Annotated in this window: 27 protein-coding genes, 1 tRNA gene and 3 pseudogenes; 1 reads left to right on the plus strand and 30 read right to left on the minus strand. The window is 45.4% G+C overall.

Translation table 11 applies throughout. From position 1 onward, the window contains the following. Positions 1–81 precede the first annotated feature (81 nt). A tRNA-Lys gene (locus RS881_RS41280) sits at positions 82–159 on the plus strand. Here the strand turns inward: RS881_RS41280 and RS881_RS60640 are convergent. The 30 genes and pseudogenes from RS881_RS60640 to RS881_RS41430 all read right to left on the minus strand — a co-directional run bounded on the left by RS881_RS60640 (position 118) and on the right by RS881_RS41430 (position 20409). Then, a complete protein-coding gene (locus RS881_RS60640; protein WP_350340300.1) occupies positions 118–810 on the minus strand; it encodes a recombinase zinc ribbon domain-containing protein in 693 nt (230 codons plus the stop codon). The genes RS881_RS41280 and RS881_RS60640 overlap by 42 nt on opposite strands. Beyond that, positions 749–1231 carry a recombinase family protein gene (locus tag RS881_RS41285; RefSeq protein WP_315824769.1) on the minus strand — a complete coding sequence of 161 codons (483 nt, stop codon included), beginning with the start codon at positions 1229–1231 and terminating at the stop codon, positions 749–751. The genes RS881_RS60640 and RS881_RS41285 overlap by 62 nt, the downstream gene beginning before the upstream one ends. A gap of 30 nt (positions 1232–1261) precedes the next feature. Next, positions 1262–1660: pseudogene (locus RS881_RS41290) on the minus strand (recombinase family protein); the annotation flags it as partial. After that, a complete protein-coding gene (locus RS881_RS41295; protein ID WP_315816121.1) occupies positions 1620–1916 on the minus strand; it encodes a hypothetical protein in 297 nt (98 codons plus the stop codon). The pseudogene RS881_RS41290 and the gene RS881_RS41295, both read right to left, overlap by 41 nt. A gap of 172 nt (positions 1917–2088) precedes the next feature. After that, positions 2089–2334 carry a hypothetical protein gene (locus RS881_RS41300; protein WP_315816122.1) on the minus strand — a complete coding sequence of 82 codons (246 nt, stop codon included), beginning with the start codon at positions 2332–2334 and terminating at the stop codon, positions 2089–2091. Positions 2335–2659: 325 nt separating this feature from the next. Further along, positions 2660–2947 carry a helix-turn-helix domain-containing protein gene (locus RS881_RS41305; protein ID WP_315816123.1) on the minus strand — a complete coding sequence of 96 codons (288 nt, stop codon included), beginning with the start codon at positions 2945–2947 and terminating at the stop codon, positions 2660–2662. Next, positions 2928–3299, minus strand: a complete 372-nt coding sequence (locus tag RS881_RS41310; RefSeq protein ID WP_315816124.1) for a HEPN domain-containing protein — start codon at positions 3297–3299, stop codon at positions 2928–2930. The genes RS881_RS41305 and RS881_RS41310 overlap by 20 nt, the downstream gene beginning before the upstream one ends. Before the next feature lie 614 nt (positions 3300–3913). After that, positions 3914–4378, minus strand: coding sequence for a hypothetical protein (locus RS881_RS41315; protein ID WP_315816125.1), 465 nt, complete (start codon positions 4376–4378; stop codon positions 3914–3916). 28 nt (positions 4379–4406) lie between these two features. Further along, entirely contained in the window at positions 4407–5873 is a 1467-nt protein-coding gene (locus tag RS881_RS41320; protein ID WP_315816126.1) for a sialate O-acetylesterase, read from the minus strand. A gap of 43 nt (positions 5874–5916) precedes the next feature. Continuing rightward, on the minus strand, positions 5917–6414 hold the full coding sequence (locus RS881_RS41325; protein ID WP_315816127.1) for a sialate O-acetylesterase: 498 nt from the start codon (positions 6412–6414) through the stop codon (positions 5917–5919). A gap of 26 nt (positions 6415–6440) precedes the next feature. Continuing rightward, on the minus strand, positions 6441–6779 hold the full coding sequence (locus tag RS881_RS41330; protein ID WP_315816128.1) for a sialate O-acetylesterase: 339 nt from the start codon (positions 6777–6779) through the stop codon (positions 6441–6443). Positions 6780–6877: 98 nt separating this feature from the next. Next, the gene (locus RS881_RS41335) at positions 6878–7870 is read right to left on the minus strand and encodes a glycoside hydrolase family 28 protein (protein WP_315824770.1); all 993 of its coding nucleotides are present in this window, start codon (positions 7868–7870) and stop codon (positions 6878–6880) included. A gap of 67 nt (positions 7871–7937) precedes the next feature. Then, on the minus strand, positions 7938–8234 hold the full coding sequence (locus tag RS881_RS41340) for a glycosyl hydrolase family 28-related protein (protein WP_315816129.1): 297 nt from the start codon (positions 8232–8234) through the stop codon (positions 7938–7940). Positions 8235–8241: 7 nt separating this feature from the next. Further along, positions 8242–8379: a hypothetical protein gene (locus RS881_RS41345; RefSeq protein WP_315816130.1), complete on the minus strand. Its 138-nt coding sequence runs from the start codon at positions 8377–8379 to the stop codon at positions 8242–8244. Then, positions 8376–9370 (minus strand): annotated as a pseudogene (locus tag RS881_RS41350) (glycoside hydrolase family 88 protein). Before RS881_RS41350 ends, RS881_RS41345 begins: the two are co-directional and overlap by 4 nt. A 119-nt stretch (positions 9371–9489) precedes the next feature. Continuing rightward, positions 9490–10146, minus strand: a complete 657-nt coding sequence (locus tag RS881_RS41355) for a T9SS type A sorting domain-containing protein (RefSeq protein WP_315816132.1) — start codon at positions 10144–10146, stop codon at positions 9490–9492. Then, positions 10101–10862, minus strand: a complete 762-nt coding sequence (locus RS881_RS41360) for a polysaccharide lyase family 8 super-sandwich domain-containing protein (RefSeq protein WP_315816133.1) — start codon at positions 10860–10862, stop codon at positions 10101–10103. The genes RS881_RS41355 and RS881_RS41360 overlap by 46 nt, the downstream gene beginning before the upstream one ends. Beyond that, a complete protein-coding gene (locus RS881_RS41365; protein WP_315816134.1) occupies positions 10835–12427 on the minus strand; it encodes a discoidin domain-containing protein in 1593 nt (530 codons plus the stop codon). Before RS881_RS41365 ends, RS881_RS41360 begins: the two co-directional genes overlap by 28 nt. A 34-nt stretch (positions 12428–12461) precedes the next feature. Continuing rightward, the gene (locus tag RS881_RS41370; RefSeq protein ID WP_315816135.1) at positions 12462–12812 is read right to left on the minus strand and encodes a polysaccharide lyase beta-sandwich domain-containing protein; all 351 of its coding nucleotides are present in this window, start codon (positions 12810–12812) and stop codon (positions 12462–12464) included. After that, positions 12796–13631, minus strand: a pseudogene (locus RS881_RS41380) (polysaccharide lyase family 8 super-sandwich domain-containing protein). The gene RS881_RS41370 and the pseudogene RS881_RS41380 overlap by 17 nt, the downstream one beginning before the upstream one ends. 150 nt (positions 13632–13781) lie before the next feature. Further along, positions 13782–14135: a hypothetical protein gene (locus RS881_RS41385; protein WP_315816137.1), complete on the minus strand. Its 354-nt coding sequence runs from the start codon at positions 14133–14135 to the stop codon at positions 13782–13784. After that, a complete protein-coding gene (locus tag RS881_RS41390) occupies positions 14078–14602 on the minus strand; it encodes a hypothetical protein (RefSeq protein WP_315816138.1) in 525 nt (174 codons plus the stop codon). The genes RS881_RS41385 and RS881_RS41390 overlap by 58 nt, the downstream gene beginning before the upstream one ends. Before the next feature lie 32 nt (positions 14603–14634). After that, positions 14635–15555, minus strand: coding sequence for a DUF5017 domain-containing protein (locus RS881_RS41395; RefSeq protein ID WP_315816139.1), 921 nt, complete (start codon positions 15553–15555; stop codon positions 14635–14637). Between the two features lie 71 nt (positions 15556–15626). Then, positions 15627–16877: a RagB/SusD family nutrient uptake outer membrane protein gene (locus RS881_RS41400; protein ID WP_315816140.1), complete on the minus strand. Its 1251-nt coding sequence runs from the start codon at positions 16875–16877 to the stop codon at positions 15627–15629. Positions 16878–16882: 5 nt separating this feature from the next. Further along, a complete protein-coding gene (locus RS881_RS41405; protein WP_484557603.1) occupies positions 16883–17212 on the minus strand; it encodes a RagB/SusD family nutrient uptake outer membrane protein in 330 nt (109 codons plus the stop codon). A gap of 245 nt (positions 17213–17457) precedes the next feature. Further along, complete coding sequence (locus RS881_RS41410) at positions 17458–17835, minus strand: hypothetical protein (protein WP_315816141.1); 378 nt, start codon at positions 17833–17835, stop codon at positions 17458–17460. 53 nt (positions 17836–17888) lie between these two features. Beyond that, positions 17889–18419, minus strand: a complete 531-nt coding sequence (locus RS881_RS41415; protein WP_315816142.1) for a hypothetical protein — start codon at positions 18417–18419, stop codon at positions 17889–17891. Positions 18420–18450: 31 nt separating this feature from the next. Beyond that, positions 18451–19560 carry a SusC/RagA family TonB-linked outer membrane protein gene (locus tag RS881_RS41420; protein ID WP_315816143.1) on the minus strand — a complete coding sequence of 370 codons (1110 nt, stop codon included), beginning with the start codon at positions 19558–19560 and terminating at the stop codon, positions 18451–18453. Between the two features lie 277 nt (positions 19561–19837). After that, positions 19838–20311 (minus strand): TonB-dependent receptor plug domain-containing protein, encoded by a 474-nt coding sequence (locus RS881_RS41425; protein ID WP_315824773.1) that lies wholly within the window; start codon positions 20309–20311, stop codon positions 19838–19840. Beyond that, positions 20239–20409 (minus strand): hypothetical protein, encoded by a 171-nt coding sequence (locus tag RS881_RS41430; protein WP_315824774.1) that lies wholly within the window; start codon positions 20407–20409, stop codon positions 20239–20241. Before RS881_RS41430 ends, RS881_RS41425 begins: the two co-directional genes overlap by 73 nt. Between the last annotated feature and the right edge of the window lie 21 nt (positions 20410–20430).

The following is a 20430-nucleotide window of genomic DNA, read 5'->3' on the forward strand; positions in this document are numbered from 1 at the left end:
TCATATCATTGACTTTCCTTACTTTTGCAATCCCTTTTACAATCCGGTTTTGTAATCACAATATCGAACAGTAACAGGAATAGACTCCCTAGCTCAGTTGGTTAGAGCTACTGACTCTTAATCAGTAGGTCCTGGGTTCGAGTCCCAGGGGGTCACCCAGTCGGACAGGCTTCCAAATTTGGAAGCCTGTTTTTTGATCTCGCCGGAAGCCGCGCCCAGCGTGCTTATCCACTCGATCACATCATTGTACTTCGGGGTTCGACATTCCTTTTCATCAATAATCAGTTTTTCCGCGTATATTGAACTCACGATCTTTTGTTGCACCGGCAGGCTGGCTGTTGAAAAATACATAGGAAGGTTCCGTAAGATGTCTGCCGCCGCCTCTGCATATTCCAGGAGGTTGTTATCTACCTGGGATAAACTATTTAGCTCCCTTTCCTGTCTTTGTATCGCCGCTTCATAACGTATCTTAATTTCACGGTAATCCGCAGCAGGCAACTCCCCATCTACCATTAATTGCTGGGCTTTAGCAATCCGTTCACGATTCTTTTCAATCTCTGCTTTTAGCTCGCTGGCAACCTTGCTATTGTCTTTATTGGATTTATGGTAATGATCCCTCATGACGTGTTCAAAAAGGGTGATATGCTCTTCTTTGACTGCTATTGCTAACTTTTTGATGAACTTATCGTTGGCATCTTCAGCTTTTAGCCGGTTGCCACAGGGAGATATGCAATGGTAATAGAAATACCTACCTCCTTTGCCTTTGGAAGCGCTGCCGGTCAGGTTGCGGCCACATTTGGGGCATTGCATAAAGTCCCTTAATGGCAGTTCTTTTTTGAGCAGTGTATTTGGAGGTCGTTTTCCTTTTCTTGCCATCCAATACATCCTGTACTTCATAAAATAGGGCTTCGCTGATAAGAGGCTCATGAAGGCCCTGAACCAACATAGCCGGTTCATCTTTATAGGCAGGTATGAAGATGTTCCCGTAATAGATGGGGTTACGAAGCAGGTACCAGATATTGCTACGTCCTACGTCCAATCCCTTTCGCCTTGCCATGCGCCATACATCTTTGACGGTGTATACGCCTCTTGCCACCTCTTCAAATACCCATTGAATTAAATGGGCATCCTTGCCGGGGACTATGATGGGCCTGTTCAGCTCGTTACGGACGTTTTTAAACCCTTTGGGAGCTGTAGTTACATACCGGCCCTCTTTCATAGCCCGGCGCATACCAGCAATGACATTGAGCGAACGCCTGTCATTTTCCACCTCCGGGGCTGACAGGTAAAAAGCCAGCATGATCCTGTTCTCCGGGATGTTCAGGTCAATGGGCTCTTCGATAGCCTGTGGCTCTACACCTAACTTATTCAACCGGCTGATCATCATGTAAGCATCCCCCGCATTACGACTGAACCTATCCCACTTTAGGAAAAGCAGTAAGTCTACAGCCTGCTTGTTCTTTTATAAAAAAGCCAGCAGTTCATTGAACGCTGGCCTTTCAAATGTTTTAGCGGAATGATCTTCCTTGTAAAATCTTACTACCTCGATATTTTGGTACTGGCAGTATTGACGCAAACGCTCTTCCTGGTGTTGTAAACAATATCCTTTTTCGCTTTGCTCATCGGTACCAACCCGTACGTAAACAATGGCTGTTTTCATTGTTTACTGTTTTATGTTCTTCGAGGTGAATAACTTTAGCTTGTTGCTGCTGGTACTGGTATTGCTCCCAGCCGATAGCCGCCAACCGGTACATGAAATCTCGAATTTTAAGGATTTGTTCGTCGGTTAGGTTTCGACCTTCTTCTTTCAATAGCTCACGACATTTAGCAATTGACAGCTTACCTTTTTCTTCTTCGCCTCCCTCTTCAGAATTACCCATTTTAAGCTTGGGCAAGGGAATCATGTGGGGTTTCATAGGATTGGTTTAAATATACAAAATGCACATCAAAATTTCAAATGGATTATGATATATCCATAACAGTTATAATATCACCCGCGTCAATAAACATGAGCGAGTGATATTATACATTACAACATGGCATAGCCTTCTCTTACAGCATCTTTCTGGTCATGATATAGGAGAAGGCTTACTCATCGTCGCCCTCTTCTTCTTCGTCGTCATCATCGCTTTGCGAATAGTCATCTATTGCATCTTCAATTTTATGAATGACCTCTCTTTCTTCTTTCGAGTATTCCAATTGCATGGTGATGATCTCTTCATACTCGTCGACCTCAAGGATTATATGGTGAAGATTGTGTTCACATTTAACACTTGATACTTCGACCATCGCATCGATTGGTACCTGGAATTCTTCTTTGAAAAATTTTTGCATACATTTTGATTTGTTTGGATAAATGGATTACACAGCCAAGTTACGACGCGCGAAAAGTGTAGGTAAGCGATTTTATCCGATTGTATGCGATCGAGTGCGATTATATCCGATCGTAGTTGATTTTGTTTGATTTGGCAAGAACTATAGCCTTAACAAGCACAACAACGTAAGAGAGACTATAAGCCCTATTTACAAAAAACGAATCGGCATCTTATCCGGGGAATTAAAAACCATTTGAAATCTATTTAAAAGGATTCGATTTTAATTGCTGATAATTAAAACAAAATAAAGCGAAGTTAAATGAGGCCAGCATAATGCCCCTGATCTATATCCCTTCTGCATAAAATTGGTAAGTAAATCCTGAACCAGAAAAGAACTCCCTCGCTGTTACATCATAGTAAGTGCATAACCGTATAAAAGTGAGATACCGAATTCCCTGGTTACTGCCTTTTTCTATGTTACTAATGGTGAGAGGAGCCATTTTAATGGCTTTGGCTACCTGCTGGATGGATACTCCTTTTTCCAGTCGCAGGAAATGGAAGGTATCACCGATCATTTGCAGGAAAACAGGTATTCTTTCTTTAAATCGGGGGTCAGTCTTTTTCCGGGGCATGGTTTGGGGTTAAAGGAAAAGAAAAAATGGGCGCTTCTTCAAGGGTAATGAATTTGTCTGCGTAGAGCTGTTCAGCAAAACTTAGTAGTAGTTTAACCCGCCTGACCAGTATGGTTGCTTTATCAGCAGGCACTGAGTATTCTTCTTTATAGCGGGCACCGGCATAAGCCTCCTGCAAGTAGTCGAACAATTCAGTTTCCTCCTTTGTACTACCTGGAAACACACGAAGTAATCGTGGTGAGAAGCAGCCTGTCAGTAACAGCAGCCGGATAAGGTTATGGGTATTGGAGCGGTAGCCCATCATTATCCTGAACAAGGCCATACAAATATGCTGCACCGATTGGTGCAGCATAAACGCACAGAGTTCAGTCCAGCTATTCTCAATGCTGTGCCGGGCCGCCTGGTAAAACTACCATGCCTTAGTATAATCCTTATTCCATTCTTTTTCGATTTGTCCTTTGCTGATCAATGGGAGTTCCGCCGACTGTTCATTTAAGGGCAAATCAGTGGCCCGGTACAGCCATGCCCCTTGTTGGCAGGCGATATGCCAAATATATTTTTAAACCCAAAAACGGACATAGAGGGTATTCTTATACAGTGGGGTAATTTAGTAAGAAAAATTGGTAAGATTCCGACTACGGCTGATTGGAATTATAATAAGTGTATGCCCTCTTCTGAAGGAATCAGAAAGAGTCACAATCTGAAACTGGGGTCTTATTCTTCACCAGTTCTTAACTATCTTTGAACACAGATGCCGACTCTAATACCGTTACTTTAACTATTTACACAAAGTATTTTATACTCTCCTGTTGAAAAAAAAAAAGCAACTCAGTTTTGAATCGCCCCATCATACATAAACTGAAAATCTTCGCCAGCAAAATCGGGGGTCAATTTGCTTCGGCATGACATGGTCAATTTGATCGGGCACGCAGTTAAGACCCGATTTTATCTTTGAATCCACTACGCTTACTTTATTTTAGTTAAATCTGTTCTAAAACCGGAAGCAGGCAATCCTTCTTTGTTATACAGATTAGCGCCTTCCGGGTTATCAGCCCATGCATAGCGAACTGCGACAGGAACTATTACTTTATCACTCCATACCGTAACTTCATTTTTTCCTGTTATTTGCGCATTTGCCCAAACAAATTTATTATCTATTCCGGCGATTGCAAATGTGTGCAACACGGAGTCATTCTTAGCCATTAAACCACTTCCCGCATTTGTAAAAGTAAGCACTACTTTATTCCCCTTCCGTTTCATGGATTTATACAACGGTCCGGAATAAACAAGATCTTTCACTCCGTAGACCACCTTTTCAGCTGCCAGGTACAGACGTTTACCGACATCTTCTTTATTAAGCGGATGTACATCATTCCATTCTCCAATATCACTGATTATCGCCATACCTGTGTGAGGAACCTGCAACGTCATCAATTGCGCCTCACGTAGTTCAGCCCACTCACTCTCGCCCGGTTCTTTTTTGCCGGAAAATAATTAGCCAGTTGGACAAACAGGAAAGGAAGCTTTTCCTGCTGCCACTTGCTTCTCCAGTCCCGGACCAGTGCAGGAAAAAGTGCCCTGTATTCTTTAGCCTTCGGCGTGTTGGCCTCCCCTGATACCAGATCACGCCTTTGACAGCATACGGGATCAGCGGCGCAATCATTCCATTGTACAGGCCTGCTGGCTTATTCTGAAACGCCGTAGCCGCAGGCAAAGGATTGCGGGCAAGCACGCCCGGTTTGTATAGCCAATCTCCCTCAAGGCTTAACACGTTATCGCCGGTTTTCAGATCGTATTCTTTACCGGGCATGAAACCGCCCCGGTTCCACTTATTGATGACCCGGATCACAATTACATTCCGCCCAGCTTTGAGCAGCCCGTCGGGAAGGATATATTTTCTGCCTGCAAAACGACTGCTGACCGCTCCTGCCTTTATTCCATTTACGTAGGTTGTATCTTCATCAGAAATAAATCCCAGATTTAACACTGCCTGTTTTCCTGCCTGCTCTGGGGAAAGATCAATCTCTTTACGGAACCATACCACGCCATCTGTTTCAGGCATACCCTGTTCTTCCCAAAATCCGGGCAGCTTAAATAATTTCCAATCCGAAGACTGGTACTGTTCACTGTACCACGGTATAGAGGAATACGCCAATCCGCTATCCTGCTGCTTTAGATAACCGTACCACTCCCGTTGGGTCTTTGCCTCCGCTGCAATCGTCTGTTGGAGTTTTATAGAATCTTTCCAGGCAGCCACCTCCTGCTCATAGTGGGGAAAGGTGGCTAGCCCCTCTTCACTCATCCACGCTTCCGCAGGTGTTCCTCCGACACTGGAGAGGATAATGCCAACCGGTACACCATATTTTCTATATAGTTCTTTTGCAAAAAAATACCCTACAGCAGTGAAATCATTGATCGTTTCAGGCGTCACGGCCTTCCATTCCGCACGTCCCACGTCCCCGGCAGGGCCATTAAACTGATAGCCTGTTTTTACGATGAACTGACGAATCTCAGGATTATTGGCACCAGCGATCTCAGCAGGATATTTGTCCTTTGCCTGTTTCATCTTAAACTCCATGTTGGACTGACCTGAAGCCAACCAAACATCTCCGACCAAAACATCTTTAAAAGAAACCACTTGCCGTCCATCTTTTACGGTAAGAGTGTAAGATCTTCCCGCCTTATGCGATGGAAGGTTTACTTTCCACTTTCCTTCTGCGTCAGATTTTACGCGCGCAACCGAGCCGTCGAAAGAAATCTCTATGTCTCTCTCAGGCGCTGCCTGGCCCCAAACAGCAACCGGCTGGTCTCGCTGCAGCACCATACCATTACCAAAGAAGGCCGGTAGTTTTAATTGGCTCATTGCGGTCATTGAAGCAACCAGGGAGCTTAGCAGCATGGCCACTGATTGTCTTTTGTAGTTCAAATTCATCTCGTATAAAATATTCCTTTATCTTAAATTCAATTATTCATGGCTTTGTTGTCGTGTCGAGCAGCAGCAGCATACTTTTCGCATATCTTCTTCCCAATTCTCTGGCTGATCCGGTAGTAAAATGTATTCCGTCGGGATTGGCGGTCAACCCGGCGGCAGCAACTATACCTGTATTCGGTATTATGGCAGGTAAGTTTTTTAATACGCCGTTAATATAAGGCTTATGAAAATAACCAAGCTCTCCTGCCACAACGGGCAATGCAGGCGTCCTAAATTCTTTTCGAAAACGCTCAATTAAAATGGATAGCTGTTTCATATAAAGCGCAGCTCCCTCAGGTGAATTATCTGCTTCTCCCTGGTGCCAGAGTACTCCTTTCAGCACGCCATCTTTCATCGCAGCTTTTGTTCGTCTGATAGCATCATCAAACGGGTGAAGACCGATATACAATGAATCCGGCTGCCAATACCTTATGGCCGAACCACCCACGGCTGAGGGCACAAGCCCAATTTTAATCCAGGGCCTGTCTTTTATCATGGCTTTTGCAAAGGCAATCCCGGGGCCTACGCCGGCAAAGGTTTATCATAATGCACGGGATCAACCGCAGGCACCCATTCATTATGACTGTTGAGCATGAAGATATTTGCATTTACCACTTTACTGCTGTCATCTGTCTTACCGCGGCCTGCCATATTCGACTGGCCGGCAAGCAGAAAAATGTAAAAGGCCGTATCTGTCACCGTATTTACGTTATCCGCTTTATGCAGCCATTCTGGATAACGCCTGGTCCCTTCCAGAGACAAATCCTCTTCGTCTGTCCGGATTAATTCGACCAGCTTCGGCTTGCTTTTTCCAATCGACGGGTTTGTGATCGTTATCGAACGGCTATCGATGATCCGCATCAGAGCGCTCCCTTCTGCCGGAATGGCTGCCCTGAGTTTATGGACACTGGCCCCGGACACATCATTGAGAACGATCGCAGGTCTTGCATCACTTTTTCTTAGGTCGAGGCTGACATTTGAAAGCGAGATCTTTTTACGTGACGCAGGTAAAACCCGCTTGCAGGATATACCACACCATACATTCTGTTTTCCGGGTACGCTTTTTCATTCTCCGGGAAAAATGCATTTGCTTCGGCCAACGTCCCCATACCCATACCACTAATGCGGATATTCTCCAGTTGCACGTTCTCTATATATGCCCCGGGAAATCCCGTTACAGAACTGGCCATTTTGCTGTGGCTTTCGGCTCTTACATTGCTGATGTGAATATTACTTATCTTGCCCTGCCGGTAAGTGGTATCTCCGGCAGGTCGCCTGCTTTTATTTCCAAGTACGATAAAAACAGGTGTCTGCACATCTTTCATCTCTATATCTTCGATATGTACCTGGTCTATTACAGCACCATCTACTGATTCCAGGGCTATACCAGACAGTACGGTTACCGGTTGTTCAATAAACTCAAGGTTTTGCTGCCAGTGCCGGATATGGTCAGCAGAGGCTTTATGGATACGGCAATTGCTGATGCGAACATTTTTAAACCCGCCCATTGACACTGTACCAAATTTTATGGCATTGCAATTGGAAGCGATCGTACAGTTTCGTACAATGATGTTTTCCACGATATTTTTCCGTTCATGGCTTTTGAAACAGATACCATCATCATCAACATCTATCCGGCAGTTTTCGACCAGTACATTCCGCGCATCGATGTCAATACCATCCTGATTGTAATTGGTATGGTTATATACCGAAAGACCGCGTAAATGCAGTGTATCGCAGCCGATATAATTTTGCAACCAATAAGCCGAATTGGTCAAATGAAGATCATATACGTTGATATTTTTACAATTTATGAACAGTAACATGCAAGGCCGGAGCTTACTTTTTGGATCATCGCTGTCATTACCCAGGTTAAAATCAGTGGCATCACCGCTTCCATCTATGGTACCTTTCCCTGTAAGGGTAATATGATGCTCATTTTCAGCAAACAGAAATGCCCTGAAGTAATCAGCGTGCCGTTTGGCGCATGTGTAAACGCATTTTCATACCGAACCTTATTTACGGGATAATCATTAAAATGGGGCTGCCCTTCAAGGTCGCGCCTTCCGAAACATGGAGTGTAATACCTGAACGCAGATACAATGTTCCTGAAAGAAAGATCCCCTTTGGAACAAGAATGGTCCCTCCTTTAAGTGTGCAGGAGTCAATGGCTCGCTGGATCGCTCCTGTATTGACATGTTTCCCATCGCCGATAGCTCCGAAGTCTGCAATATTCCAGGTTTGACCAGATACGGGCGCACATAACAATAACTGCAGTCCCACCAAAAAGAATAGAATTGACCCTTTCTTTATCATCGCAGCTTCATTTTATAGATTTCACTACCCGCCAGTAAAAACCGCCTACTCCATACACATTGGTGCTTTCATAGGTAGCTGCTACCGGTTTGTCGCCTACATTTTGGACATAGCCCAGTTTGCCATCAGGATGCAGGGAGGTCACAAGAGCCCCCAGGCCTTTTCAACAACAGGCAGGTATTTTTTCTTTGACAAAATACCGTGATTGATACCCCATGCCATCCCGTAACAAAACAGTGCCGTTCCGCTTGATTCCTTTGTACTGAACGTTACAGGATCATACAATGAAGCATGCCAACTGCTGTCCGGCTGCTGAAGAGCAACTATTTTCGCTGCCATTTCCTTAAACTGCCGGATATATTTTTGCGGTTTGCAAAAGATGCAGGCATATTATCCATGGTCCTTGCAAGCCCCGCCAGCACCCAGGCGTTGCCCCTGGACCAGAAGACCTTTTGTCCGTTTACTTCCCGGCGCGTAAAAAAACGGCTGTCCCGGTAGAACAAACTATCGCTGTTGCTATAGAGATAAGCCGAGGTCTTCCACCAGAGTGTATCCGCCTTACGCAAATACCTGCTATCGCCCGTTACCATTGAAAGAGAGGCCAGCGAAGCAGGCCCCATGTACAAGGCGTCGCACCAGGCCCATTCACGATGATTGATGCCAGGTACAACTTCCAGCGGTTCATTAAAATAACGATCCACGATGGTGTCTGCCAGGAGGCGCCAGGAGGCGATCATTTTTGGTTGTTTATGCCACTTGTACATCGTTGTGTACAGTTGTCCTATACAGTAATCGTCAGCAAATAATCTTACCGGGCCCGTGTTCCAATTGCATTCTTCTCCCACCTGATACAGGAACCGGTCATAGTCATTGCTATGCGCTATGTCCTGCAATGCCACTATGCCGGTGTATAAAACCGCATTTTCCCATTGTGTTTTGGGCAGTTTGATGATGCGGCCCTCTCCCCATTCATTGATCTGCCAGCGGCAAACCTTGTTCATCAGGGAAAGGACCGTATCTCTTTTCATAAGCGTGCGCTGCGCCACTAAGGGCAGTGTTTGCAGGCCTGCGAACATTAACAGCAGCAGTGCCTGCCTGATGGATTTAAAACGGGGCAATTTCAATAACCGTAGCATATCTGTATATTCTCACTTTTGTATTTCTATAAATTCGGGTCCATCCTTTTATTTCGCATTGCTTCCTTTTCATTCCCCGTACATAATCATTCATTAACGAACAATAAGGAATGAGTAACTCACCTTTCTACCAGTCTTATCCCCCCCAGCTGCAGATAATATTTTCCGGCATTCAGTCCGTTTGTCTGAATATGTACCGGGCGTTGTGAAGTATTCACTGTTTTTATCAATCTTCCCTGCCCGTCAAGCAGCCTGACAAACGTATTCCCGGCGGGTATGGCCTCACCCCGCAGTTCTACAAAATCCTGCGCGGGATTAGGATATACTTTTATCGCAGCATCATTATCTGTATACACTTTCCTGACGGCAGAATATACTGCCCGGCCATTGCGCTCCTGTATTTTCAACCGGTAATACCGGCTACTGTCCGCAGGTGTCCATGAAATATCTACCACTCTGTCTTTATTTAATGCAGCATTCAATGCTATCCTTGCTCCGGAAGAAACTTTGGTATAAAATGACGTAGCAGTGCTGCCCGCCGCATCTCCGGGAGGCATCGTAAAAGTGATGGTAGTAACACCTCCGGCATAGCTGGCTCCAGATCCGGTAAGCTGCTGATTGATGGTAATGGATATGCTGCTCTGATTATACAATGGATCAGCTATGGAAACCCGGTAGCTTGTTGCGTATTCTTTAATGAAAACGATGGCTTTATTAGCCGAGGTGATCGTCATTCCATCTCCCATGTCAATACTTCCCGGAGAGTAGAATACCACTGCATATTTTTGTTGGCACCATCATATCTTACGGCTTGTATATCGGCCTCATTCCTGGGGAACGCATAGTTGTTGTTATTATACAGGGAATCCATGGAGGATAGCGGCACATCAGGTGTAACAATATAGTAGTAGTGCCTGTTCGAAGGCGTTGAACTGTGCCTGAAGTAAGTGCTGAAAACAGTGTCGGATAAAACACTGGTACTACCTCCGCTATTTATATCAGACCAACTACCGGATTGAACTTTATTGAGTAAGGTGACCAGTCCGCCTTGTGGAAAAATATAACCGATATTATTGTGATGCACCCACGTAAAGGTATTGGCCGTCAAAGAGTCTGCGGCAAAGGTTTGGGTTGTAGCTCCATTATTATAGGAAATGGCACTACTGGAACGCGCCTGATCAACAGAGGTAATGATTTCGTTGGATTTGGTCGCATAGATTCCGGCCCCAAGGCAAATCATCTGGTTATTCATAAAGATGTAAGCCTTTTTAGCCTGAACGCTGTTATAGTCATGCTCGTAAGCAATGATACCATCGTCATAGTGTGATAAACCGCCACCGAAATCATTGGTCCCTTCCAGGTAATTGGTTAATGTAGTCGCCGCTTCATTCAGTTCGGCCGTTGTGCCTGGAATGCGGCACCACTGCCAGATAGGGAAGATGCCTTTATAAACACCACTGACCTTCATTTTGTATTCATTGCCTGTCCGCATGATATTTGTCGCACCCAGCGGTAGATTATAACCTTTGGCATTTTCCCTCCGATGCCTTCCGTTCCGTAAGTACGGGAGGAAATAATTTTAGCTGACATGTAAAAGCCGGTATTATGGGACGTCAGTATCGCAGACTTCCAGAAATATTTTGTACCTGCAAAGGCAGACGGGAAGTCGCCCACCCCGTTGATATGGTCCCGCCAGTTTAGGTACGCCGTGGCGTTGGCAGTATCATTAAGGGCCATCGTATCCATCATTGGTGTGCTTATAAGCATGGATGTTGAATTGTTCCTGGAAACCTCTCTGCCCGCACTGCCGAAGTCAACATTTTTTCCATAGGACAATAACTGCAGGCCGCCTAAAAACAGATCAGTGAGCGTCTGTCGCTTTGCCTGCGTGAAATAAGTATTGACGGAAAGGCTGTCGCTATGCCTAAGATAATAAGCCAGGTATTCCAGCATCGTTTTTCCATAACCACCTGTATAAAGCTGATCGTGATGCTGATGGAAACTGCCATCTGCCATGACCCCTTCCTTATCCGTACCTGTGACAATATTGAGGCAGTCAGACATCGAAGAATATCCTTTATCAACCAGCCAGTAGCGTTTCTCTATACAACCTTTGTGTATCGTAATGCCGGATACCCAGGCACGGTTCATCCCCTGGTGGGCGTAGTTATCTGTAGCATCCAGTAAATAGGTTGAATAGAGCTGTGCGGAATCGGGGTTAAGATCATTTTTCACGATGATAAGCGCCGTCATATAGCCTTCCGGTGCAGCAACCGTCGTATCATACCAATTGCCGGAGCCTGGATGTTTACGGCGCAAATAACTGAGTCCTTTTGCGACTTTATTGAGCATTGCCGTATCGTGATAATACAGGTTTCCAGGCTTGTTGTAGGCAAGCGCCATTTTCTGCAGCCGGTCCGGATGTTGCAACCAGTTGCCGCCGGTTGTATAGGAAAGATCAGACCACCTGCCGTCTGTCAGTATTGTATTGAAATAACCGCTAACTTCTGAAGTCGTGACACCTTTTTTTGCGTAGCGTGTCAGCAAACGGGTGGTCAATGTATTGATCTCAGTTTGCTGAGCTGTTGTAGCCGGTAAATAACCATATACAGAAAAATCCGAGATACGGTAACCTTTTAATGTGTTAGCTCTTCCCCTCCCTAAGAATTTTACATAACGGGCCTGGCCAGATAATCCATCAATACTCAGGAAAGTACCATTGGTATTGGAAGGGAAAGTTTTTGCCAATGTCCAGTTGGCGGCATCAAGGGAGAAGAAAATGTCAAATACTGTTGCATAGCAACCGTCAGCCCACTGGATAGTCACTTTTTTGATATCACAGGTTGCCTGTAAATCCACATACAACCACTGCTTATAGGAATAGGACGAGGACCATTTGGTCGTCGTATCACTATCCACGGCATTGGAGGGCGGATAACTGCTATTTTCAGTAGTCGAATCCATGGTCGGTTTATTCAGCGACAGTTTTATTTGTGCGGTGACCTGATTGCATGCGCAAACGGTTGCCACCAGGGCAATGAAATAATACTTTTTCATATGGCTTTTTTATCGTTAAAAAGAGGTGACACTCTTAATATGCGCAGTCCAGTTTCACACTACTGCCCTGCATTGCGCCCTGAGGTAAATCGATCGTTATATAACTCACTCCGTTTTTCACAGCAACGGATGGCCATTTTATCGTCCTGTTCACGGAAACTGTTATCTTTTGCTGGTTATACATGGGGTCGGCAACAGTAATGGAGCAACGGCCATTTCTGACGGTCAGTAAAACAATGCCCTTTCTGTCAACGCTGACCTCCCACCCATCGCCAAAATCGACACTTCCCGGCTCATAAAACACTGCTGCCTTAACGCTGTCGGTCCTGATAGCCTGCACATCTTTTGTGTTGCTTATGATACTGAAATCAGGGCGGGCGATCATCTTTTTGAAATTCCGGCAACGCCTTGCCGGGTACGACCTGGTATGCATAAGTGGCATGGACAGGTTGCTCACCGTGGCTTAGCCAAAAGCTGAATACATTTTTGCTTACAGCAATAGACTTCGCCGAATTATTGATATTTCCCCAGGAACCTGTCTGATCCCGTTGCTGCACTACTCCTTTGCCGCCATTGGGCAAAAATATCCGGTGCGGTTATGATAGACCCAGATAGCAGCAGTTGTATCAAAGGACAAGACATCACTGCCCAACAATGCGAAAGTCTTTCCTGACAAATAACCTGCTTCTACCTTGCCATTGGCATTGGACTGATCAATAGAGGTTATGATCTCCTGCGTTTTCATCGCTTCGATGCCGGCCCCCAGACAAACAAGGTAGCCGTTTAAAAAGAAATAAGCTTTCTGAGCCGTCACGCCATTATACAGATGTTCATAGGCCATTACCCCATTTTTGCCATCACTTGCCCCGCCTGCAAACTCGTTCGAGCCAAACAGGTACCAGGAGAGTTTATTGGCAGAAGGGTTTCTGACAGCGGTCACTCCCGGCACACGGCTCCAGTCCCACACGGGGAAAATATTGCTGTATTCTTTTCCAGTAGTCATGATATTGGTGGCACCGAGTGGGAGGTTATAACCCTGCAGGTTCTCATCATTTAACATTTCGGTTCCGGTAGTCCGCGCAGATATCATTTTGGCGGATAGATACCAGTCAGGTCCATGTTGGATCATGATAGCAGATCGCCAGAAAAATGATTTCCCTGATACTGATCGGGATAATTTCCACCATCCAGGTGGCGTAGCCATTGCGTGAATCCGCCCCGTGATCTTTGTCAACAGCCACTAATTTCCCCAGTGTACCTTTATCGATATTTCTTGTTCCATCCGGCCGCGTAATATTCCTGCCTACCGTACCAAAATCTACCGCATCACGATAGCCCAGCCGTTGATGTCCTTTCAGCAGCAGGCTAAAAAAATATCCCGCTGTTCATTATTAAATAGGTTAGCGAACACCGTTCCCTCGCTTAACCATATAAGGTCAGCCATATCGCCGGCAAAGGACAATCCGTAGCCTCCTGAATAGAGCTGTGCCCGGTGCTGGTGAAAACTCCAATCGTTCTTAATCCCCTCGCTGCCTTGCGGTTCAGCTATGACGAGCGTAGAAGCTGCTGACAAAAACCCGCGTTCGATCAACGGATAATCATCTTCAATGCATCCCTTGAATATTGTTATGCGTGAGACCCACAAACGATTCATTCCCTGATGTGATGGATTGCCGGTAGCATCTTTGAGAAAAGTAGCATAGCGCAATAAGGGTTCTTTTGCAATACAGGTTTTAAAAGTAAAAGCGCTACCATATAATCATTAGGCATACCAATTTCTGTATACCACCAGTTGGCAGACTTCCATTTTTTATTATAGAAAAATCCGAACGCGCTTTTCAAATGCATGAGCAACCCGGCTGAATGATACAAAGGATTGCCCGTGTTGCTATAAGCAATGGCCATGTTCTTCATCCGTGTTACATGCTCGCGGAAGGAGGGTTGTACCGTATCTTCATAATTGATATCCGGCCAACTGCCATTTTCCAGTATGCCTGACAGAATTCCAGTAACATCCGCTTTTACATATTGATACGGGCGTGTGAGGCGACTGCACAACGTATCAATATTTGATTGCGCAGGCCGTACCTGCGCAATCAAGGGGTTGCTACTAATAAATAGAAGTAAGAGAACAATGAACAGGCTGCATCCTGCGTGCTGACAACCTTTTGTCATACTTTTCACCTTATTGTTGTTTGTCGTATAAATCACTGCCATTGTCTTCGCCTGTCATTCACAATCTTATTGTACAACGACGCTAAAATGCTTAACCACTTCATCCCTGTCTTTGGCATTCTGATTGCCGGCCACAAATGTTGCCGAATAGGTTCCGGGCGTTGTATACACATACGTATAGGAAGATATCCTTGTATCAATGTTTTTAAAGATATGCCGACATCACGTTTCACTGCGTACAGGTTTAGCGGATTGGTTATCACCCAGTCTTCATTTTCAGGAGTATCGATCGTACCACCATCAATGGTCAACGCTGTGCCGGATACAGTCCATTTATATACAGGGTTACGAACATCGATGGCCAACCAGCCGCTGGCAGACAAGGTCGTAACAGGATAGACCTGACTGTCTTCTGTAGTGGTCAGATTAATATTAAAACTCCTGATTGTCCAGGCCCAGGGTTTCAGGGTCGAGCTGCTATCATCATGTTTCTTGAAAGCCAGGTATATATTTTTATCGACATTACCAATATCCGAAAGATCTATATCACCAGACGGAGTATTATCTGTTCCCGATGAGAACACTGCCCTGTTTGTAAGATTGGTCCAGGTAGCAGCCGCAATGCCGGCAGGAGTATAATTGCCATTAAGATCTGTGGATGCCAGTAACTGCAGGGAAGGCTGTTGGGTCCCTATTTTCTGCGCATATGAAGTAAATGTCAGTATGGGTTTACCGGCAGCTTTTACCCGGTCTTTGAAATCATATCTATATCCGGCAATACCTGGATAAAAAGTAAGAAAATCCGGGTTGCCGCTGAAGGTAAACATAACAGTATCCCCAACATGGAAGGTCAGGTTCTCCACAGACACATCGAAGTCTGGTCTGTTAACGCCGTCTTTGCGGCAGGCAGTGAAAAAGAAGGCTACAAATAGTATCAGCAAGTATCGTTTCATAAAATCAGTTTGAATGCTTATGCTTTATTAATATCCTGGATTATTCTGTCCATTAAGTGCTTTGTTAAGCGTCAGCTCTGTCGTCGGTATCGGCAAAAGATATCTCTTGAACTGACATTATCCCCGGGAATCGCCACATATTGAAACCCGGATATCACGCCTGCATCTGCGCGTATATATGCCGACAATGCCTTCATGGAAGACACGAGTGTTCCCCAACGGATCAAATCATGTTTTCGCAAAGCCTCTCCTGCCAGTTCCACAGCGCGTTCATCACGTACTGCCTGACGGAAAGCCTCCTGGCTCAATCCGGCTATTAAATCTGCGCTCGTGGGAACAATGGACTCCAATGTAGCCGCTATAACGGCACCAATACCGTTACCGCCGGTCAGCGTTATGGTTGGCGCTGAAGTATAAAAAGCACCGTTTCCTCCAATATTATTGATCGTGACAGCAATTATTTTTCCTCCGGATATGGTTGCTGTAGCGGTAGCTCCATTGCCCTGCGTCGGAGAGGGGACAGTGATTGCAGGCGCACTGGTATAGCCAGAGCCGGCATTGGTGATGGTAAACCCTGTAATCCGGTAACCTTTTCCCTGCGCCCTTTCCCGCACCAGATTGATAGCATTATAGGCGTCTGCAGTAGCCCCGTTGAGCTCGTTCTCTGCTTCAGCATACATCAACAACACATCGGCATAGCGTAAGATAGGCCAGTTTATACTGGTAGCACCGGAGGCTTTGGGTGTATAGGTCTCAAACTCCCTCCGCCATTTACCTTCATAGCGGCTCCAGATATTAGCTGTAGTTGTGCCAATGGCGGTCTTGATAATACCGGTCGTACCAGTCTGCGCTCCTGACAGGGCGAATGGCGCCATATTCCAGTCTCGTCTCAGGTCATTGGGTGTCAGGTTGACCAAATCCCAGTATTTCTTGGTTAATGCATATTGCCCATAGGACAGGCCGTAGTCGATATTCCTGAAGTTGATGCTGTTGGTAGCGCCATTAGTTCCCCATTCCGACCCGTTGCTGGGCGTGCGGTAAAACTCGGCTTCCCAAAGGCATTCTTTGGGTTCAATAACATCCGCGCAGTGATTGATAAAGACCTGCCGGTAATCCGGGTTAAGTGAATGAAATCCGGAGTTGATCACTTTGGCTGCCCACATCTTTGCATCTGCATATTTGGATGCATCTTTTAAAGGCTCTCCTGCCATTGTCAGGCATACTCTTGCCAGGATCCCTTCGGCCACCGTATTGGTAACACGAATACCTGCGGCAGTCCCCACCTGTAAGGGAGTCGGTAATGCAGCCTCGGCGACTGTCATGTCGGTTAATACTTGTGTGTAGATGTCTTTAATGGATGATTTGGGCCAGTTGGCATCTGCTGTACTTTTGAAGCTCTTAAACGCAACGGCACTTCACCCCAATTAGATACCAGCAAAAAGTAATAATATCCCCGGAGGAATTGCGCCTGCGCTTTGATGGGCTTTTTAATAGTGGTATCTACCGGTGAATTATCGATTGCGCCCAGTAAGGCATTGGCGCGGTTAATACCATCGTACAGCGTGTTCCAGCAGGACGTTATATAAGGATCTGAAGGAAGCTGATTGAACAGTAAAGGATTGGTGGCACCCGGAGAAGAGACACGGTAATACTCCACATCACTGACCGAGCTCAGGAAAGACCAGTAATAATTCTGATAGGTACCCTGCCTCCCGATAATGTCATAAATCCCCGTAAGGGCATTATTAAGTTGCCCCTCCGTTTTATAATACTCGGAGGGCGTTAAAAATCAGAAGGCGCACCTTCCAGGTATTTTTTACAGGACGTAAAGGTTATGAGAATGAGAGATAGCATTGCGATAACAAAACGGGTATGTCGGTTCATAAAAGGTCAATTTAATCGTTAGAAAGTAATATCGACCCCTGCTGTCAGGGTCCGTGCTTTGGGATAAGCAGAATAATCAAATCCGGTTTTAAGAGCTGTACTGAAAATGGAAACTTCCGGATCAGGGCCTGTATATTTTGTCCAGGTTACCAGGTTTTGCCCCGAAACATACAGACGAAGGCTTTTTATTCCTGCCTTACCAAGCGATTTTGCCGGTAAAGTATAGCCCAGTTGAACAGTTTTTAACCTGAGGTAAGAGCCATCTTCAATTACTCTTGAAGAATAAACTGCCGGGCCGTTATTATTGGGAATACCGGAGCTTTGATTGTCGAATGTCCATCTGCCTGCAAATGAGGCAAACTGGTTTTTATTGCTGCCAACGCCCCCTTCGAACACATACCGGTTGGCGTTTTCAATATCATTCCCATAGGACCATTGAAAGAAAATATTTAAGTCAAATCCTTTGTATCGGAAATTATTGAGAAGCCGCCAATAAATTTCGGATTGGGGTTTCCTATAATAGTCTGGTCCTTTGCATCGACAGTACCATCTCCATTAATATCCTTAAACTTGACATTGCCGGGCTGCACAGAAGCACGCGGGCCGGTGTTGCCGGGGATATTATCTTTTAGCACATAGCCCCCTGCAGAGTTTTTATTAAAATCGTTTACCTGATACACACCATCAAATACATAGCCGTAAAACATACTGATGGGCTGACCAATCTTGGCGATAAAAGAGGGCAACGAACTGTAACTGTTGGTGGACCAGCTTACGAAACTCAGCATCGCTTCCTGGTTATCAGTCAGTGCAACTACTTTATTTTTATTAAAAGAAATATTAAAGCTGCTCTCCCAGTTAAATTGCTTGTTAGCGACATTGATCGTGTTTATCGTAAACTCCCAGCCTGTATTCTGTACTTTACCTATGTTAGCAAAGGCTGAAGCATATCCTGTGGAACCAGGCAAAGAAGCATTCAATAGCAGATCGGAAGTCACCTTTTTGTAATAATCAACGGTTAGTGATATTCTTTTTCAGGATATCAAGGTCTACCCCTATGTCCAGTTGTGAAGTGCTTTCCCATTTAAGGTCTTTATTACCCAGCGCGGAATAGGATGCGCCGGGAGAGATCGCATTGCCGAAACTATACCCGCTCGTTGCCGGTAGGGCAATGGTCGGAAGTGTTGCAAAGTCACTGATCCGGTTATTCCCGATGACACCGTAGGTCAGGCGCAACTTTCCATCTGTGATAAAGTCCTGTTTTCTAAACAAGGGCGTATTAAAGAATCGCCAGGAAACGCCACCTGACGGGAAATAGCCCCAATGGTTTTGCGGGGAAAATTTAGAACTGCCGTCTGCTCTGAAAGAAGCCGTCAAGTAATAGGTAGATCTATAATTATAGGTTACCCGCCCCAGGTAAGACATGAGTGTATTGGTGCTTTTGTTGGAAACAGTAGTCGTTGCTACCCCTTCATCCAAACCTTCTATCCCCAGTTCTTCATTGGGCAATGATCCGGCACTGAATCCGTTGGCATTTGTCTTGAGTCCCTGGAAAGTAATACCTGCCAGCACATTGAGTTGATGTGCTTTGTTAAAAACCCTGTTATAAGTAAGCGTATTTTCGTTGAGATAACTGAACACCTGAGCATTTAAAACACTTCCGTTAGGGCCGTTTAAGCCGCCTATGCTCCTGCGATCTCCACCGTAGGTGTTGCTGTTATAGAAGATATTGGTTTTATTGTTTGCGTTACTGACACCGGCGGTCACTTTTGCTGTCAGTCCGTTTATGATTTCATATTGTGCATATCCATTGGCATTAATGGTGCTGGAAAAACGGTCATTCAATAGATTCTGCGTATTGATAGCGGGATTATACCGGTAATCACTGGAAGGGTTAATGTCCGGGTCAAAACTGTTATCAACCAGGTCCTCATTATTCTGTTCAAACCCGGCGCCTTTGGGTGAACCGGTGATGGGTCTGTATACCCATGCGCTGCCAAGTACAGATGCATACGGCGTAGCACCACCATAAGAGGCCATGACGTTGCCATAAGATTTGGTATAGGTATAGTTCGTATTGACGCCGACCTTCAATTTTGGGTTGATCTTCTGATCCACCACTACGCGACCACTGTAACGTTTAAAGCCTGAATTAATAATGATCCCATCCTGGTCTGTTGCATTCAGGGAGATGGAGTAATTGCTATTGGGAGTAGATCCTCTTGTAGCAAGATTGTAATTTTGAAAAACACCTTTTGCAGGATCAAATCCTGCCAGTCAATACCCTGCACGTTTTTATAGTCATCGAGTGTTGTACTGTCTGACAAATAAGATGCCTGAGCAGAAGTTGGATAATATTCCAGTTGGTACCTGACAAACTCATAGGGACTTAGCAATTTTACTTTTTTATCGCTTCATTCATACCAACATTACTGTTGAAAGAAACAGAGGTTTTGCCCTTCCCACGTTTTGTAGTAATGATGATGACCCCGTTTGCACCGCGGGCGCCGTAAATAGCCGTTGCAGAAGCATCCTTTAATACATCGATGGATTCAATATCTTCCGGACTGATCACATTGTTATTGGGATTTTCAATTGGGAACCCATCCACTACATACAAGGGGGAATTGTCCTGTGTTACAGAGTTGTTACCACGAATAACGATATTGTAAGCCGAACCGGGCTGACCGTCATTGGCCGAGACCTGCACGCCCGCCACTCTGCCGGCAAGGGCTTCTTCAAATGACCGCACGGGCGCTTTCTGAAGATCTTCGACCCTGACAGAGCCAACTGAACCGGTCAGATCTTTCTTTTTACCTGTGCATAACCAATCACCACCACATCTTCCAGTTCCAGGTTGCGCGGCTTCAATATTACATTTACCGAACTGCGGTTATTAACGGCTACTTCCAGGCTGTCATAACCTACATGGGAAAACAACAGGAATGCATTGGGAGATGTTAGGGTAATAGCAAAGTTGCCTGTGGAATC

Origin of the sequence: Paraflavitalea speifideaquila (assembly GCF_032395985.1) — a bacterium.
GTDB lineage: Bacteria > Bacteroidota > Bacteroidia > Chitinophagales > Chitinophagaceae > Paraflavitalea > Paraflavitalea speifideaquila.

Excerpts from the sequence above, each read along its gene's own strand:
- RS881_RS41340 (WP_315816129.1), bottom strand. The coding sequence starts at position 8,234 with ATGATAAAGAAAGGGTCAATTCTATTCTTTTTGGTGGGACTGCAGTTA.
- RS881_RS41360 (WP_315816133.1), bottom strand. The coding sequence starts at position 10,862 with ATGCGGACAGGCAATGAATACAAAATGAAGGTCAGTGGTGTTTATAAA.
- RS881_RS41295 (WP_315816121.1), bottom strand. The coding sequence starts at position 1,916 with ATGAAACCCCACATGATTCCCTTGCCCAAGCTTAAAATGGGTAATTCT.
- RS881_RS41305 (WP_315816123.1), bottom strand. The coding sequence starts at position 2,947 with ATGCCCCGGAAAAAGACTGACCCCCGATTTAAAGAAAGAATACCTGTT.
- RS881_RS41395 (WP_315816139.1), bottom strand. The coding sequence starts at position 15,555 with ATGAAACGATACTTGCTGATACTATTTGTAGCCTTCTTTTTCACTGCC.
- RS881_RS60640 (WP_350340300.1), bottom strand. The coding sequence starts at position 810 with ATGCAATGCCCCAAATGTGGCCGCAACCTGACCGGCAGCGCTTCCAAA.
- RS881_RS41315 (WP_315816125.1), bottom strand. The coding sequence starts at position 4,378 with ATGACGTTGCAGGTTCCTCACACAGGTATGGCGATAATCAGTGATATT.
- RS881_RS41300 (WP_315816122.1), bottom strand. The coding sequence starts at position 2,334 with ATGCAAAAATTTTTCAAAGAAGAATTCCAGGTACCAATCGATGCGATG.
- RS881_RS41310 (WP_315816124.1), bottom strand. The coding sequence starts at position 3,299 with ATGCTGCACCAATCGGTGCAGCATATTTGTATGGCCTTGTTCAGGATA.
- RS881_RS41285 (WP_315824769.1), bottom strand. The coding sequence starts at position 1,231 with ATGCGCCGGGCTATGAAAGAGGGCCGGTATGTAACTACAGCTCCCAAA.
- RS881_RS41365 (WP_315816134.1), bottom strand. The coding sequence starts at position 12,427 with ATGAAAAAGTATTATTTCATTGCCCTGGTGGCAACCGTTTGCGCATGC.
- RS881_RS41325 (WP_315816127.1), bottom strand. The coding sequence starts at position 6,414 with ATGATAAAAGACAGGCCCTGGATTAAAATTGGGCTTGTGCCCTCAGCC.
- RS881_RS41390 (WP_315816138.1), bottom strand. The coding sequence starts at position 14,602 with ATGACAAAAGGTTGTCAGCACGCAGGATGCAGCCTGTTCATTGTTCTC.
- RS881_RS41400 (WP_315816140.1), bottom strand. The coding sequence starts at position 16,877 with ATGACAGTCGCCGAGGCTGCATTACCGACTCCCTTACAGGTGGGGACT.
- RS881_RS41370 (WP_315816135.1), bottom strand. The coding sequence starts at position 12,812 with ATGATCGCCCGCCCTGATTTCAGTATCATAAGCAACACAAAAGATGTG.
- RS881_RS41330 (WP_315816128.1), bottom strand. The coding sequence starts at position 6,779 with ATGCGGATCATCGATAGCCGTTCGATAACGATCACAAACCCGTCGATT.